The sequence below is a fragment of the Sphingomonas sp. genome, from assembly GCF_019242355.1.
GTDB lineage: Bacteria > Pseudomonadota > Alphaproteobacteria > Sphingomonadales > Sphingomonadaceae > Sphingomicrobium.
The window spans coordinates 1-13,473 of record NZ_JAFAVR010000151.1 but is presented as its reverse complement, the minus strand read 5'-3'; the positions used below and the strand labels follow the sequence as shown (position 1 = coordinate 13,473).

General features: G+C 66.7%; 14 protein-coding genes. 11 read left to right on the top strand and 3 right to left on the bottom strand.

Annotation, left to right across the window (positions count from 1 at the left end; genetic code table 11):
• Positions 1-158 precede the first annotated feature (158 nt).
• On the bottom strand, positions 159-1,433 hold the full coding sequence (locus tag JOZ79_RS07515; RefSeq protein WP_294072709.1) for an MFS transporter: 1,275 nt from the start codon (positions 1,431-1,433) through the stop codon (positions 159-161).
• Between JOZ79_RS07515 and JOZ79_RS07510 the strand changes: the two genes are divergently transcribed.
• Positions 1,432-2,349, top strand: a complete 918-nt coding sequence (locus JOZ79_RS07510) for an alpha/beta hydrolase (RefSeq protein ID WP_366514804.1) — start codon at positions 1,432-1,434, stop codon at positions 2,347-2,349. The genes JOZ79_RS07515 and JOZ79_RS07510 overlap by 2 nt on opposite strands.
• Here JOZ79_RS07510 and JOZ79_RS07505 read toward each other — a convergent pair.
• On the bottom strand, positions 2,346-3,392 hold the full coding sequence (locus tag JOZ79_RS07505) for a DUF3667 domain-containing protein (RefSeq protein ID WP_294072707.1): 1,047 nt from the start codon (positions 3,390-3,392) through the stop codon (positions 2,346-2,348). The genes JOZ79_RS07510 and JOZ79_RS07505 overlap by 4 nt on opposite strands.
• 61 nt (positions 3,393-3,453) lie before the next feature.
• Here JOZ79_RS07505 and JOZ79_RS07500 point away from each other — a divergent pair, with 61 nt between their 5' ends.
• Genes JOZ79_RS07500 through JOZ79_RS07460 form a run of 9 tightly spaced genes read left to right on the top strand, consistent with a single transcriptional unit; the run spans position 3,454 to position 9,868 of the window.
• Positions 3,454-4,095 (top strand): nicotinate-nucleotide adenylyltransferase, encoded by a 642-nt coding sequence (locus JOZ79_RS07500; RefSeq protein ID WP_294072704.1) that lies wholly within the window; start codon positions 3,454-3,456, stop codon positions 4,093-4,095.
• A 47-nt stretch (positions 4,096-4,142) separates the two neighbouring features.
• Positions 4,143-4,496: a ribosome silencing factor gene (gene rsfS, locus JOZ79_RS07495; protein WP_294072715.1), complete on the top strand. Its 354-nt coding sequence runs from the start codon at positions 4,143-4,145 to the stop codon at positions 4,494-4,496.
• A gap of 4 nt (positions 4,497-4,500) precedes the next feature.
• Entirely contained in the window at positions 4,501-5,355 is an 855-nt protein-coding gene (locus tag JOZ79_RS07490) for a serine hydrolase (protein ID WP_294072701.1), read from the top strand.
• 11 nt (positions 5,356-5,366) lie between these two features.
• On the top strand, positions 5,367-5,789 hold the full coding sequence (locus JOZ79_RS07485) for a 23S rRNA (pseudouridine(1915)-N(3))-methyltransferase RlmH (RefSeq protein ID WP_294072698.1): 423 nt from the start codon (positions 5,367-5,369) through the stop codon (positions 5,787-5,789).
• A complete protein-coding gene (locus tag JOZ79_RS07480) occupies positions 5,790-6,974 on the top strand; it encodes a peptidoglycan DD-metalloendopeptidase family protein (protein ID WP_294072695.1) in 1,185 nt (394 codons plus the stop codon).
• A 31-nt stretch (positions 6,975-7,005) separates the two neighbouring features.
• Entirely contained in the window at positions 7,006-8,352 is a 1,347-nt protein-coding gene (locus JOZ79_RS07475; protein ID WP_294072692.1) for a S41 family peptidase, read from the top strand.
• A 7-nt stretch (positions 8,353-8,359) separates the two neighbouring features.
• Entirely contained in the window at positions 8,360-8,884 is a 525-nt protein-coding gene (locus JOZ79_RS07470) for a disulfide bond formation protein B (RefSeq protein WP_294072689.1), read from the top strand.
• Between the two features lie 41 nt (positions 8,885-8,925).
• Complete coding sequence (locus JOZ79_RS07465; protein ID WP_294072712.1) at positions 8,926-9,417, top strand: demethoxyubiquinone hydroxylase family protein; 492 nt, start codon at positions 8,926-8,928, stop codon at positions 9,415-9,417.
• A gap of 49 nt (positions 9,418-9,466) precedes the next feature.
• On the top strand, positions 9,467-9,868 hold the full coding sequence (locus JOZ79_RS07460) for a hypothetical protein (RefSeq protein WP_294072686.1): 402 nt from the start codon (positions 9,467-9,469) through the stop codon (positions 9,866-9,868).
• Here JOZ79_RS07460 and JOZ79_RS07455 read toward each other — a convergent pair.
• A complete protein-coding gene (locus tag JOZ79_RS07455; protein WP_294072683.1) occupies positions 9,841-11,796 on the bottom strand; it encodes a CocE/NonD family hydrolase in 1,956 nt (651 codons plus the stop codon). The genes JOZ79_RS07460 and JOZ79_RS07455 overlap by 28 nt on opposite strands.
• Before the next feature lie 124 nt (positions 11,797-11,920).
• On the opposite strand from JOZ79_RS07455, the gene JOZ79_RS07450 reads away from it, so the two are divergent.
• The gene (locus JOZ79_RS07450; protein ID WP_294072680.1) at positions 11,921-13,324 is read left to right on the top strand and encodes a peptide MFS transporter; all 1,404 of its coding nucleotides are present in this window, start codon (positions 11,921-11,923) and stop codon (positions 13,322-13,324) included.
• The last annotated feature ends 149 nt before the right edge of the window (positions 13,325-13,473 follow it).

The following is a 13,473-nucleotide window of genomic DNA, read 5'->3' as shown; positions in this document are numbered from 1 at the left end:
ACGCGATGGCGCATGATGCTTGTCCTTTCGTTCGTCTGGGCTCCGTATCAGGTAAGCCCGGCCAGGCGGTTCTTCGGGGACCGCCCTCACCCCTAAATGCGAGCGGCGAGCACGAAGGCCCGCCGACGGCGCTCCTCAAGCGGAGATAGCCCGCAAAGTCAAGGTTCGTCGGCGACCCAGTCCGAGCGCAGCCTTGGCCCGGCAACGAGCGCGAGAAGGCCCGCGACAAGGTAGAAGCCAAGGCAGCCGACCGCCGCGTTGCGCAGGGCGTCGGCGCCATAGCTCTGCTTGAGCGCGTCGGACAGACGGCCGATCAGTAATGGACCGGCGCCGAGACCGATGAGGTTGTTGATCAGGAGGAAGCTCGCGGCCGCCGTCGATCGCATGTGCCGGGGCGCGAGGTGCTGGACCGCGGCGCTGACCGGGCTCAGCCACAGGATATTGAGGGCGTTGGCGGCGAGCAGCAGCGACCAGGTGATCCACAGGTTGGAGGTCAGCAGCCCGACCGCATAGAGCGGAATGGTGGCTAGCCACGCGATCGCGGGAAGCCTCGCGTACCAGCTGCGATCCATGGCGCCGAGGCGATCGGCCAGCCAGCCGCCGGCGAACACGCCGATCGATCCGCCGACCAGTAGCAGCGAGGCGAGGAACTTGCCGGTCGTCGGCAGGTCGAGGTGAAAGCTGCGCATCATCACGGACGGCACCCAGAGCGCGAGGCCGTAACCGATCAGCGAACTTGCCGACGAGGCGGAGGCGAGCAGCCAGAAGCTCGGCTTGCGGGCCAGCAACGGAAAGACCTGCCGAAGCGGCGCCTGGGCGAGCGCCGTCGGGCGCGGCAGGTCGCGGACGGCGAAGCGGAGGATGGGCGCGAGGATGAGCCCGGCCAGCCCGAGGATCACGAAACTGCTCCGCCATCCGATCAGCGAGGCGAGGTAGGCGCCGATCAGCGTTCCGCTCGACAGGCCGATGGGCACGCCGAGCGAATATATGGCGAGCGCCCGCGCGCGGCGTTCCGGTGGGAAATAGTCGGCGATCAGCGCGTAGGATGGCGCGACTCCGCCGGCCTCACCGACTCCGACGCCGAGACGGCAGAGGAACAGCTGCCAATAGCCGGTCGCCGCTCCGCACAGGGCAGTGAACGCGCTCCAGACCGCGAGCGAGGCCGCGATGACGCCGCTGCGGCTGCTTCGGTCCGCCACAATGGCGAGCGGAACGCCGAGCGCCGAGTAGAGCAACGCAAAGGCCAGCCCGCCGATCGCCCCGAACTCGGTGTCGGTCAGGCGCAAGTCCGCCTTGATCGGCGCGGCGAGGATCCCGAGCACCTGCCGGTCCACGAAGTTGAAAATGTAGGCGAGCAGCAGCAGCGCAAGGACGCCCCGTCGCGCCGTCCTCCGCCGCGCTATCCGGCCATCGTTCAGATGATCATCCCCCATGAGCAAGCGCGCTCTTGTTCCGCGCGGCCTTGCCACGCAAGCCATTCGTGCGCACCAACCGGCGATGACAGACGACCGCGATGCCTATCTCACCGTTCCCGACGGCCTGCGCCTTCATTATCGCGACCATGCGGGCGATCCGTCGAGGCCGCCGCTGCTCTGTCTTCCGGGCCTCACTCGTAACGTTCGCGACTTCGCCGACCTGGCAGAGCGTTACTCGCCGCGCTTCCGCGTGATCGCGTTCGAGTTCCGGGGACGGGGTCGCAGCGATTACGATCACCAGCCGCAGCGCTACGTCCCCCCGACCTATATCGCCGACACCGCGGCCCTGCTCGACCACCTCGACGTTCCAGAGGCGATCTTCGTCGGCACCTCCCTCGGGGGGCTTGTCACCATGGGCATGGCAGCCGTCGCGCCGCATCGCATCGCCGCAGCGATCCTCAACGATGTCGGCCCGGAGCTCGGAAGCGCGGGGCTTGAGAGGATCCGCTCCTATGTCGGGCGGCCAGTGCGCTTTCCCGACTGGGACGCCGCAGCGCGCCAGCTTGCAGCGAACAACGCCAGCTTCTCGGCGCGCTACACGCATGAGGACTGGGTGCGGATGGCGAGGCGCACCTGCCGCGAGGACGGGGCCGAGGTCTGCATGGACTATGACATGGCGATCGCGGCTCCCCTTGCAGGTGCCGGGCCGGCGCCGGTGATCGACATGTGGCCGCTGTTCCGGGCGCTCAGTACCAAGCCGTTGCTGCTGATCCGGGGCGAGCGCAGCGACCTGCTGAGCGCCGAAACGGCGGACCGGATGCAGGAGGAGGCGCCAGGCATGCGCGTCGCGCTGGTCGAGGGAGTCGGCCATGCGCCCGACCTCGACGAGCCGGAAGCCGTCGCCGCGATCGACGCATTCCTGGAGGGTTTTTAATCGAGGGCCCCGAGAACTCCCATCAGCGCCACGAACGCAATGAGGACGAACAAGGCGATTACGACAAGCGCCGTCGTTCGCCACAGCGCCCCCCAGCGCCCGAGTGAATAGGCGCCGCGCAATTGCCGATACATGTGGACTGGCGCGATGATGACCGTCGCCACGATCACGCCGGGAATCCCGATCGCCGAAACCAGGCCGCCCGCCGCAATGAGCAACGTCATGAATGCCAGCGAATAGGTCACGAAGACGACGTGGTCGTAAAGGCGGAAGCGGCGGCTGAATGGGAACAGCAGCCACAGGAAGGGCACGGAGAGCGGGATCAGCGCCCAGCTCCATTTGTAGCTGTTGCTCTTGAGCTTGTAGAGGAGAAGGTCCGGGTTCTCCTTGGCCTTCAGGAACACCTCCTTGAGGAATGGGACATCCGTGTCGATCGTCGAATTCTTGTTTAGAACGGCGGTCGTCACACCATGCTGCTGCAAGTCGCGGAGCATCTGCAGCTCTTCCTGGCGGTCGCGGATGTCGGCGTCGATGTCCATCGTCGGAAGCTTTTGGGTGACACGCGAAGCCCGCTCCTGCTGCAGCTTGGCGATTTTCTGCTCATCAACCCGCTGCTGCGACACGATGTCGGGGTTGGCGCCAAGAGTTGGGTTCAGATTGCCGGTCCAGCTCAAAACCGCGAACATCAGGAAGACGGAGAACAGGAACAGCGCCACCGGCGAAACGAAACTCGCCCTTTGTCCGTCGATGTAGCGGCGGGTGAGCTCGCCCGGCTTCCACGCAAGCAGAGGCAGGGTGCGCCAGATCTTGCCTTCGAAATGAAGCACGCCGTGCGCGAAGTCGTGGAAGAAGGCGGCGAGCGTTCGGTGAACATGAGCCTGCTGGCCGCACTGGTTGCAGAAAGGGCCGGTGAGCGGCGCCTTGCAATTGAGGCAATTGTGCTCGAGCGTGTGGCCGTCGGCGCTCTCGCCGGCCTTGGGCTCGACCGCGCGCGCGACGACGCCGCCGGTCAATGCGTCGCCAATCGCCTCGACATCGCTCATGCCGCCCCCTTGCGCACCACAGTGTAGGCGGGGCGGAGCGCCCATGCTAGCGCCGCTCTCCATGGCGCGCATCGGTCTCCTCGGCGGCTCGTTCAACCCGGCGCACCGCGGACACCGGCGGATCGCCATCGCGGCGATGCGGGAGCTTGCGCTAGACGAGGTGTGGCTGCTGGTCTCGCCCGGCAACCCGCTGAAGGCCGGCGCAAGCGACATGGCGCCGTTCGAGGCCCGCTTCGCATCGGCGCAACGGGTCAGCCGGCGGGCGCGGTTGCGCGCGAGCGACTTCGAACGCCAGGAGGGCACGCGCTATTCCATCGACACGGTGAAGCGCCTGAAGCGCCGCTTCCCTCGCCACCGCTTCATCTGGCTGATGGGGTCCGACACGCTGCCAGATATTCACAAATGGCGCGATTGGAGGGGCTTAGCGCGGCAGGTGCCGATTGCGGTCATTTCGCGTCCGGGTTATGATCGGGCTGCCCACGCGGCGCGCGCGATGGGCTGGCTGAGGCGGTTCGTCCATCCGCAGAGCCAGGCGAGACGGTGGACGGAGTGGAGTGCACCGGCGATCTTGTTCCTTCGCCTGCCGCCCGATTCCACCTCCGCGACCGCCATTCGCGCGCTTGACCCCAACTGGCATCGCCGTTCAGACCTCAGCCAGCCGGCAAGGTCCATGGCTGCCATTTTCCGCCAGGAGAACCCTTGACCGAACGTCCCGCCGAGCCCGCCGCCGCCAATGCCGGCCGCACTCCAATCGACGTCGAAGACCTCCACCGCCTCGTCCTGAAATCGCTCGACGACGACCAGGCGGTCGACGTTGTTTCCATCCCCCTGGCCGGCAAGTCGAACATCGCCGACCACATGGTGATCGCCTCCGGACGGTCGTCGCGGCAGGTCGCTTCGATGGCGGCAAAGGTTGCTGATCGCATAAAAGACTCGGTTGGTCGCACTCCGCGCATCGAAGGACTCCCCGCGGCCGACTGGGTCTTGATCGATGCCGATGATGTCATCATCCATCTGTTCCGCCCAGAGGTAAGAACTTTTTACAATCTGGAGCGAATGTGGGCGTTCGGCGATTCGGATCGCACGGCTGCTGCGGGTGGGTAAATCGATGAGACGACTGGTTTTTCTGCTGTCCCTTGCGGCGCTGCTCGCGCAGCCGACGACGTCTGTTGCTGCGACGTCGCCGTCGCTGAGCGGCCTCGAGATGCAGCTGCAGGATCTGGTCGCCAACAAGTCCGCCGATGTCGGCATCGCCGCTCTCGACCTGTCCACGGGCGAGACCTTGAGCGTCAAGGGCGACGTGCCGTTCCCGATGGCAAGCACCGTCAAGGTCGCGATCGCGGCGCTTTACCTCAGTCAGGTCGATCACGGCATGCGGTCGCTCGACGACACGATCAATGGCGAGCCGGTGCGTTCGCTGATGGCGAAGATGCTGATCCACAGCGACAACCGCGCTGCCGACGTCCTGCTGAGGGCCGACGGCGGACCCAATGCGGTCCATAACTGGCTTCGCGACAATGGCGTAAAGGGCGTTCGCGTCGATCGCACCATCGCCCAGCTGCTTGCGGCTCACCGCGACCTGTTCGACCGCCGGGATTCAAGCACGCCGATCGCGATGGTCGACCTCTTGAAGCGGATCTACCAGGGCGACCTGATCAAGCCCCAGAGCCGCAATTACTTGCTCGGCCTGATGGCGCAGTGCGCGACCGGCAAGAACCGCATGAAATGGATGCTTCCGGCGGGGACGCCGGTCGAGCACAAGACCGGCACTCTGGACGGCCTTGCCGATGATGTCGGCTTCATCACCATGCCCAACGGCCACCATATCGCGATCGCGATCTTCACACGCGGCGGGTCCGACCGTCCGCGCACCATCGCCGAGGCGGCGCGCACCATTTACGACGGCTTCACGCGGGTGCTGACCTGGCCGTTCAGCGACGCGTCGCTCGCCACCAATCCCTGACCGTCGGCGGCGTGCTCCTGCACATCGTCGCTCGAGGAAAGATCGGCCGCGGACCCGAAGCCGACCTTGTCGACCGCTATCTGAAACGCATCGACTGGGCAACGAAGGTCAGCGAGCTTCCCGACCGCGGCAAGGACAGCCCACCACCCCCGACCAATGGCGTGACGGTCGTGCTTGACGAGCGCGGCAAGGCCCTTGCCTCGAGCGAGCTTGCAACACTGATCGAGCGCTGGCGCGACGGCGGCAAGCGCGAGGCGCGGTTCCTGATCGGCGGGGCGGACGGCCATGCCGAGGAACAGCGCCAGAGCGCAGACCTGCTCTTGTCCTTCGGCCCCGCGACCTGGCCGCACCTGCTGGTGCGCGCGATGCTTGCCGAGCAACTCTTCCGCGCGACTTCGATCCTCGCCAACCATCCTTATCACCGCGCGGGCTAGGTGGCGGCACGCTCCGCCTTCCCGTTACTTCTGGCGCCGCTGCTGCTGGCGGCGAGCGGACCGGTGCAGCCCGTCGCGCAGCAACTCGATCAAACGCTAAGGGAGGCCCAGGCGGAGCAGGCTGAGGCCGAGGCACAGTCGGCGCGGCTGCTTCATGTCGCCGATGAGGCCCGGGGGCAGGCGGCGAAGCTGCAGGCGCAGCAACTGGCGGCCGTCCAGGCACTGGAAGCATCAGAAGCGCAGATCACGGGCGCAGATGCGCAGGTGCGGCTCATCTCCGCCCGGCTCGCGGCCCAGCGCGCCCGGCTGCGGCAGGAGCAGCAGCCGGTGTCATCCTTGCTCGCCGGCCTTGCGCTGATGGCGCAGCGGCCCCCTCTCCTCGCGATTGCCGACCAGCACAGCACCGACGATCTGGTTCGGATCCGCATCCTGCTCGGCGCAACGCTGCCGGCGATCCGCCGCCGAGCCGCCGCCCTGTCAGCGCAGCTCGGTGAGAGCACGCGGCTGGAGCGGCAGGCGAGCGCGGCGCGAGAGGATCTCGAACGCAGCCGGATCTTGCTCACGGACCGGCGCCGTCGGCTGGCGGCGCTGGAGCAGCGCTCGCTTCAGCTTGCAGGCTCCGCAAGCAGCCAATCGCTGACGGCCGGCGATGCGGCGCTCGCCTCGGGTGAGCAGGCCGCGACCTTGCAACGGGCGGAAGCCGGCTCGCGCTCGGCGTGGGCGCTTGCATCCGCCGTCGCCGCGGCCGATCCGGCGCCGCCGCGGCCGGGGGCGGCCGCGAGCCCATCGCCGCGCGCTCCCTTTGCCTATCAGTTGCCCGCCGTCGCGCCGGTCGTCGAAGGGCTTGGCGCGGTCAACGGAGCGGGCGTGCGCTCGCGCGGCCTGACGCTGCACACCGGGCGCGGCGCGGCCGTCATCGTTCCGGCGGGCGGGGTAGTCCGTTTCTCCGGCCCATATCGGAGTCACGACGGAGTGGTCATCATCGATCACGGCGGCGGCTGGGCCAGCCTGCTCGTCGGCGTTGCGGCCAACCTGCAGCCCGGAACGCGGGTCGCCGCCGGCGAGCCGCTCGGCCGAGCACTCGGGCCGATCGAGGTCGAACTGTCGCACAGCGGGACGCGCGTCTCGCCCGCTCTCATCGCAGGTTCATCTGAGCCGCTGTCAAATGGCGCCGAAGGCGGCTAGATCGTCCGGTGCCGCCAACAGGACGTCCGTCATGATTTCGTACCGCAACCTGCTCCCCTCCGTCGCCCTCGTCAGCGCGCTTGCGCTGGTGCCGGTGACCGCGAGCTCCTTCGCTGCCGCCGACACGACCAATTACGCCGAGCTCGAGAAGTTCATGAGCGTCTACAAGGAGGTGAAGCAGCATTATGTCGTGCCGGTCGACGACCATACGCTGATCAAGGGCGCGATCGACGGCATGCTGTCGGCGCTCGACCCGCATTCCTCCTATGCGGAGGGCGCGGATTACGACCAGCTGAAAACGCTGATCGACGGCAGCTACGGGGGGCTCGGGCTGTCGGTCGGAATGGAAGACGGGACGCTGAAGGTTATCGCTCCGACCGAGGATACGCCGGCGTGGCGCGCGGGCATCAAGCCGGGCGACTATATCACCCACATCAACGGCGAGCTCATCTACGACTACACGCTGGACGAGGCGGTCGAGAAGATGCGCGGCAAGCCGGGCACGCCGATCAAGCTGACGATCGTGCGCAAGGGTCGTGACAAGCCGTTCGACGTCACCATGGTGCGCGAGGACATCAAGGTCCGGCCGGTGAAATGGGAGGTCAAGGACGGCGTCGGCTACATCAACATCAACCAGTTCGCGGCCGGCACCGGCGACGCGACGGAAGCGGCGCTGACCGGCATCGACAAGGCCACGGGCGGGCACCCGCTAGGCTACGTCGTCGACCTCCGCTCCAACCCCGGCGGCTCGCTCGACGAGGCGATCGAGGTCAGCGACGCCTTCCTCAACAGCGGCGAGATCGTCTCCCAGCGCGGTCGCGAGAAGGACGACATCGAGCGATATTATGCAAAGCCCGGCGACATGGCGCACGGCCTGCCCGTCGTCGTTCTCACCGACGTCGGCAGCGCCTCGGCCTCGGAGATCGTCGCCGGCGCCCTTCAGGACCACCGCCGCGCGCTGATCATGGGCGAGCGAACCTTCGGCAAGGGCTCGGTCCAGTCGATTGAGATGCTTGGCGACCGCACGGCACTGAGGCTGACGACCGCGCGCTACTATACCCCGTCCGGCCGCTCGGTGCAGGAGGGCGGGATCGACCCCGACATCGCGGTGCCGCAGCTGTCCGACCCCGACTACAAGGATCGGCCGGTCACTCGCGAGGCGGATCTTCGACGTCACCTGCTCAATCAGGCCAAGGTCGACGACAAGTTGCTGGAAAGCGATCCCACGCCGGATCCGCGTTTCACCGCAACGCCCGACGAGCTCAAGAAAAAGGGCATCGACGACTTCCAGCTCTATTATGCGCTGAACACGGTGCGTCGCGTCGCTGGCCAGGGCCCGATCCCGGCGGCGACGGCCATCGCCAAGAAGGGCAGCTAGGCAAGCCGTGGCAGAGGCCGTCGCAGCTCCGCTGGGCGAGACTTCGCGCCTCGATGCGCCGGCTCTCGCCCGCCTGCTCGCGCTGCTGGTCCCGGCCGCGCTGGTCCTCGGCGCCTTCGGATCACAATATCTTGGCGGTCTCTACCCGTGCGAGATGTGCTGGTGGCAGCGCTATGCCCACATGGCCGGCATTGCCGCGGCGCTGATCGCGTTCACCGCGCCGGCAAGCTCCGGACGGTCGCGAACCTTCGTCCTGCTCGCGGCCCTGGCGATTGCAGTCTCGGGCGCGATCGCGGTCTATCATGCGGGGGTCGAGCTCCACATCTTCGAGGGCGTGACAACCTGCACCGCGACGGCCCATGGCAAGACGACCGCGGAGCTGTTCCAGCAGATCATGAAGGCGCCGCTCATCCGTTGCGACGAAGTGCAATGGACGTTCCTCGGCATCTCGCTCGCCGGCTGGAACGCGATCATCTCGCTGCCGGCGGCAGCGCTGATCGCGGTGCTGGCGCTTCGGGAGCGCCGGGCTTGAGCCGCTGGCGTCCTGGCGATGCCCGGGCGGACCGCGCGGCGATGGTCCGCGTCGACCAGGCCGGAGAATATGGCGCGACACGCATCTATGCCGGCCAGCTCGCGGTGCTTCGACGCAACTGCCCGGAAGCCAAGCTCGTTGCACGGATGGCGGCGCAGGAGCAGCGGCACCTCGACCGGTTCAACGCGCTGATGGCCGAGCGGCGGGTGCGCCCGACCGCGCTTCAGCCGCTGTGGAGCATCGCCGGCTTCGCGCTCGGCGCCGCGACCGCGCTGATGTCGGAAGAGGCGGCGCTTGCCTGCACCGACGCCGTCGAGACGGAGATCGACAAGCATTACGCGCGCCAGCTCACCGAGATCGGTGAGGATGACCCGGAGCTTTCCGCGGACGTGCGGGAGTTCCAGGCCGAGGAGCTTGAGCATCGCGAGACGGCGCGTGCCGCGGGAGCGGCAAATGCCGTCGGCTATCCGGTGCTGACCGCCGCCATCCGTGCGGGATGCAAGGCGGCCATCGCGCTTTCGAAGCGGATTTGAGGAACTTGCGGCGAGGCTCGCCGCTTAGGACAGTTGGAAGGATCGACAGATGAAGGTCATCATTGCCCTTGGCGCCGGCGCCGCCATCGCCCTTGACGCGCTAGCCATGATGCCGACGCCGGCCCTGGCCCAGCAGTCGCAGGCTGAAGTCATCGTGTTCGGAAACGATCCCTGCCCGCGCGACAGCAATGGCGCGATCGTCGTCTGCCGGCACCGGCCCGAGACCGAGCGTTACCGCCTGCCACGCAACCAGCGCACGGACGGTCCGCGGCAGGTCACCCAGTCATGGTCGAACAAGGCGCAGGACCTGATGGCGACCGGGAACACCGGCACCATGAGCTGCTCGCCGGTCGGACCCGGCGGCTATACCGGCTGCCTGGTCAAGGAGATCAACCAGGCCAAGCGCGAAGCCCGGGAAGCCAGTCAGCAGCAGACCCCGCCCGAGCAATAAGCAGGGGCGGGCCCCACTAGGGGGACGACCGGCAGGAACACCGCGCTCGGCGTCGCGCCGCCGGTATAGATGCGCTGCTGCGCCACCCTGTAATCGCCCGGCTTGGCGAAGAAGATGTTCGGCACGAACGTCTGCGGGTTGCGGTCGTAGAGCGGAAACAGGCTCGACTGGACCTGCACCATGATGCGGTGGCCCGGAAGGAAGACGTGATCGACGTTGGGCGTCGTGAAGCGATATTCCTCGACCTTTCCCGGACGCAGCGCCGCGGGGCGCGCGAGGTCATGGACGTACCTGCCACGGAAGATGTCGATGCCGATCGGCAGCTCGTAGCCGGCCGTGCTCGGTTTCGCTCCCTGGACGGGGTCCTCGGGCGCGTCGTTCGGGTAGACGTCGATCAGCTTCACGACCCAGTCGCTGTCGGTGCCGCTCGTCGAGGCGAACAGGTCGACCTCGGGCTGACCCATGATGTGCACCGGGGCGGTCAGCGGCGCGCCCGTGAAGCTCAGCACATCGGGACGGCCGTCGACGAAGCGCTGGTCGTGGACCAGCCAGACATGCCACTGGTTCTCGTCGCCCATGTTCACCGGCCGCGGCAGGAACGGCACCGGGTTCGCCGGGTCCGAGATGTAGCCGGCGCTGCCGGCGCTCGCCGGACGAGTGAAGCTCGTCCCCTGGCCGGGCGTCAGGTACAGCGGCGTCGGCGTCCCCATCGGCCAGCGCGGGCTTGCCTCCCACCGGTCGATGCCGGTCGCATAGGTCAGCACGCTTGGCGTGTGCGGGTCCGGCGTGCCCTTGAGATAATGGTCGAGGAACGGCTTCATGTAGCGCGTCCGCCACTCGCGCGCGGTGTCGCCGGTGAAGGTCAGGTCGCCGAGCTCGTAGCCATAATGGTTGGCGCCCGAATGCCGCCACGGCCCGATCACCAGGTGGAGGAGGTCCGTGCCCTCGTACTTCGCCTTGAGCGCGCGATAGACGGCCGGAGCGCCATAGCTGTCTTCCTGGTCCCACTGCCCGACTTCGAGCATCGTCGGCACCGTCAGCGGGCGCGCGGCGAACCATTTGTCGACGGCCTGCAGCGACCAGAAGTCGGTGTAGGCGGGATTGTCCTCGACCTTGCGGACGAAGGGAACGTTCTCGATGCCCCACTTGCGCGAGACATCGCCCGCAGAGCCGCTTTCGAGATATGCGCTGTAGTCATCGCCCTGCCCGCGCGCGATTGCGGCGCCCGCGTCCGCCTTGCCGGTGCTCATGACCAGGAAATAGTCGTAGGACGGCACTCGGAAGGCGCCGTTGTGGAAATCGTCGTCGCCCTTCCAGGTGTCGACCATCGGGCTTTCGGGCACGGCGGCCTTCAGTGCGGGATGCGGATTGATCTCGCTCATCAGGGTCGTGAAGCCGAGATAGGAGGAGCCGATCGTGCCGACGCGGCCGTTCGATTCCGGCGTGTTCTTCACCAGCCAGTCGATCGTGTCATAGGCGTCGGTGCTCTCGTCGATGCCCGAGTTGTTGAGCGGCCCGACGATCGGCCGGGTGAGGATGAACGTGCCTTCCGACCGGTGGAGCCCGCGGATGTCCTGGATGGCGATGATGTAGCCGTCGTCGACGAACTCCTTGTACATCGCCGGCAGGATGTCGTCGGCGCGTTGGCTGTTGGTCCGGAACGCGTCGCCATGCGCGTCGTAGGGCGAGCGCGTCAGCAGGATTGGGCCGCCGCGTGTCCCCTTTTTCATGACAATGACCGTGTAGAGCTTGGTCCCGTCGCGCATCGGGATCATCACCTCGCGGCGGACGAAGTCGGCCCAGGGCTTCACCTGATCGTATGACGCGACGACGTCGGGGGTCATCGGAGTCACGGCTGGCGGTGTGGCCGCGACGGCGAGGAGCGGGAGGACCGCAGCGGCGGTGCGGAGCAGGATCTTGGCGTTCATGACGTCGTAAGACGCCTCGTCGTTTCCTGACACAAGTCCCAACGGCCGTTTGGGGACAAAATTGTTGCGGGCCCGGCATGCTCTGCTAGCCCGGCGCGGGAGCTGCGAGGGGAGACGTGCAGTCATGAGCATCGCCGAAGCCACGCCGGACCTGGAGCAGGCCGACCGTTCCGACCACGCCTTCCTCGGCCATCCGAAAGGCCTCGGCTATCTCGGCTTCACGGAGGCGTGCGAGCGCTTCTCTTATTATTCCATGCAGACGCTGCTGGTGCTCTACATGGTCAACTACCTGCTGGTGCCGGCAAGGATGCACAGCGTCGTAGGGCTCGATTGGCTGCAGGCGCACGTCTACCATGGCCTGACCGGACAGCCGCTCGCATCGGCGATCTTCGGCACTTATGCGTCGCTCGTCTACCTGACCCCGATTGCCGGCGGCTTCATTGCCGACAAGTGGCTGGGACGGGATGCCACCTTGCTCATCGGCGGCGTGCTGATGGTCATCGGCCATTTCCTGATGGCGATCGAGTGGGCGTTCGTGTTCGCGCTTCTCGCGCTCGTCCTCGGCGTCGGTGCGTTCAAGGGCAATATCGCAAGCCAGGTCGGCTCGCTTTACGCGCCCAACGACCTGAGGCGCGCCACCGCGTTCCAGTTGTTCTACATCTTCATCAACGCCGGCGTGATCCTAGCCTCGCCGATCGCCGGCACCCTTGGACAGAAGGTGGGATGGCACTGGGGCTTCGGCTGCGCCGGAGTGGTCATGGTGCTAGGCATGGCGATCTACCTCGCCGGCCGGCCGCATCTGCCGCGGCATGAGCTCGCCACGCCGAAGGCCGACCCGGCGCTGCGCGAGCCCCTCAACCGCACCGACTGGGTGCGGATCGCCTATGTTGTCGTGCTGATCCCGGTGCTTGCGATCGCGCTTCTCACCAACATGCAGATCTTCAACGTGTACCTCACCTGGGGCGACCAGCATTTCTCTCTCAGCCTGTTCGGAACGACCTTCCCAAGCAGCTGGCTGATCACAATCGATTCCGTTGTCAGCGTCACCTTCCTGGTGGTCGTCGCGGCCTTCTGGAAACTCTGGAGTCTCAAGCACCGCGAGCCCGACGAGATCAGCAAGATGATGATCGGCAGCCTATTCTCCATTGGCGCCGGCCTTTGCCTGTTCATGGGTGCGCTGACCGAGCCCGCAGGCGGCAAGATCAGCATGTTCTGGCCGTTGATGTTCGAGGTCCTGAACAGCATCGGCTTCGCACACATCCTGCCGATCAGCCTCGCGCTGTTCTCGAAGCTGGCGCCGAGGCAGATCAACGCGACGGTGATCGGGCTTTATTACCTCGCCTTCTTCCTTGCCAACGCGATGGTTGGCTGGGTTGGCGGCTTCTATTCGACGCTTCCCACGACGACGTTCTGGCTGATCCACGTTGCCTGCGCGGCGTTCGGCCTGGTCGCCTTCTTCGTGCTGAAGCTCGCGATCGGCAAGCGTATGGACAGCAGGCCAAAGGACCAGGCCGCGGCGCTCGCCTAAAGGCTGATCTCAGCCACCTTTTCCTTCATTCCCGCCTCGGGCTTGCGGCCGAGAAGCTTGTTGAGCGCGGGTTTGAGGAAGCCCTCGACGTCGCTCTTCCAGATTTTCACGTCCTCGACGTCGAAGCGGACGAGCGCAAGCTTGGGGTC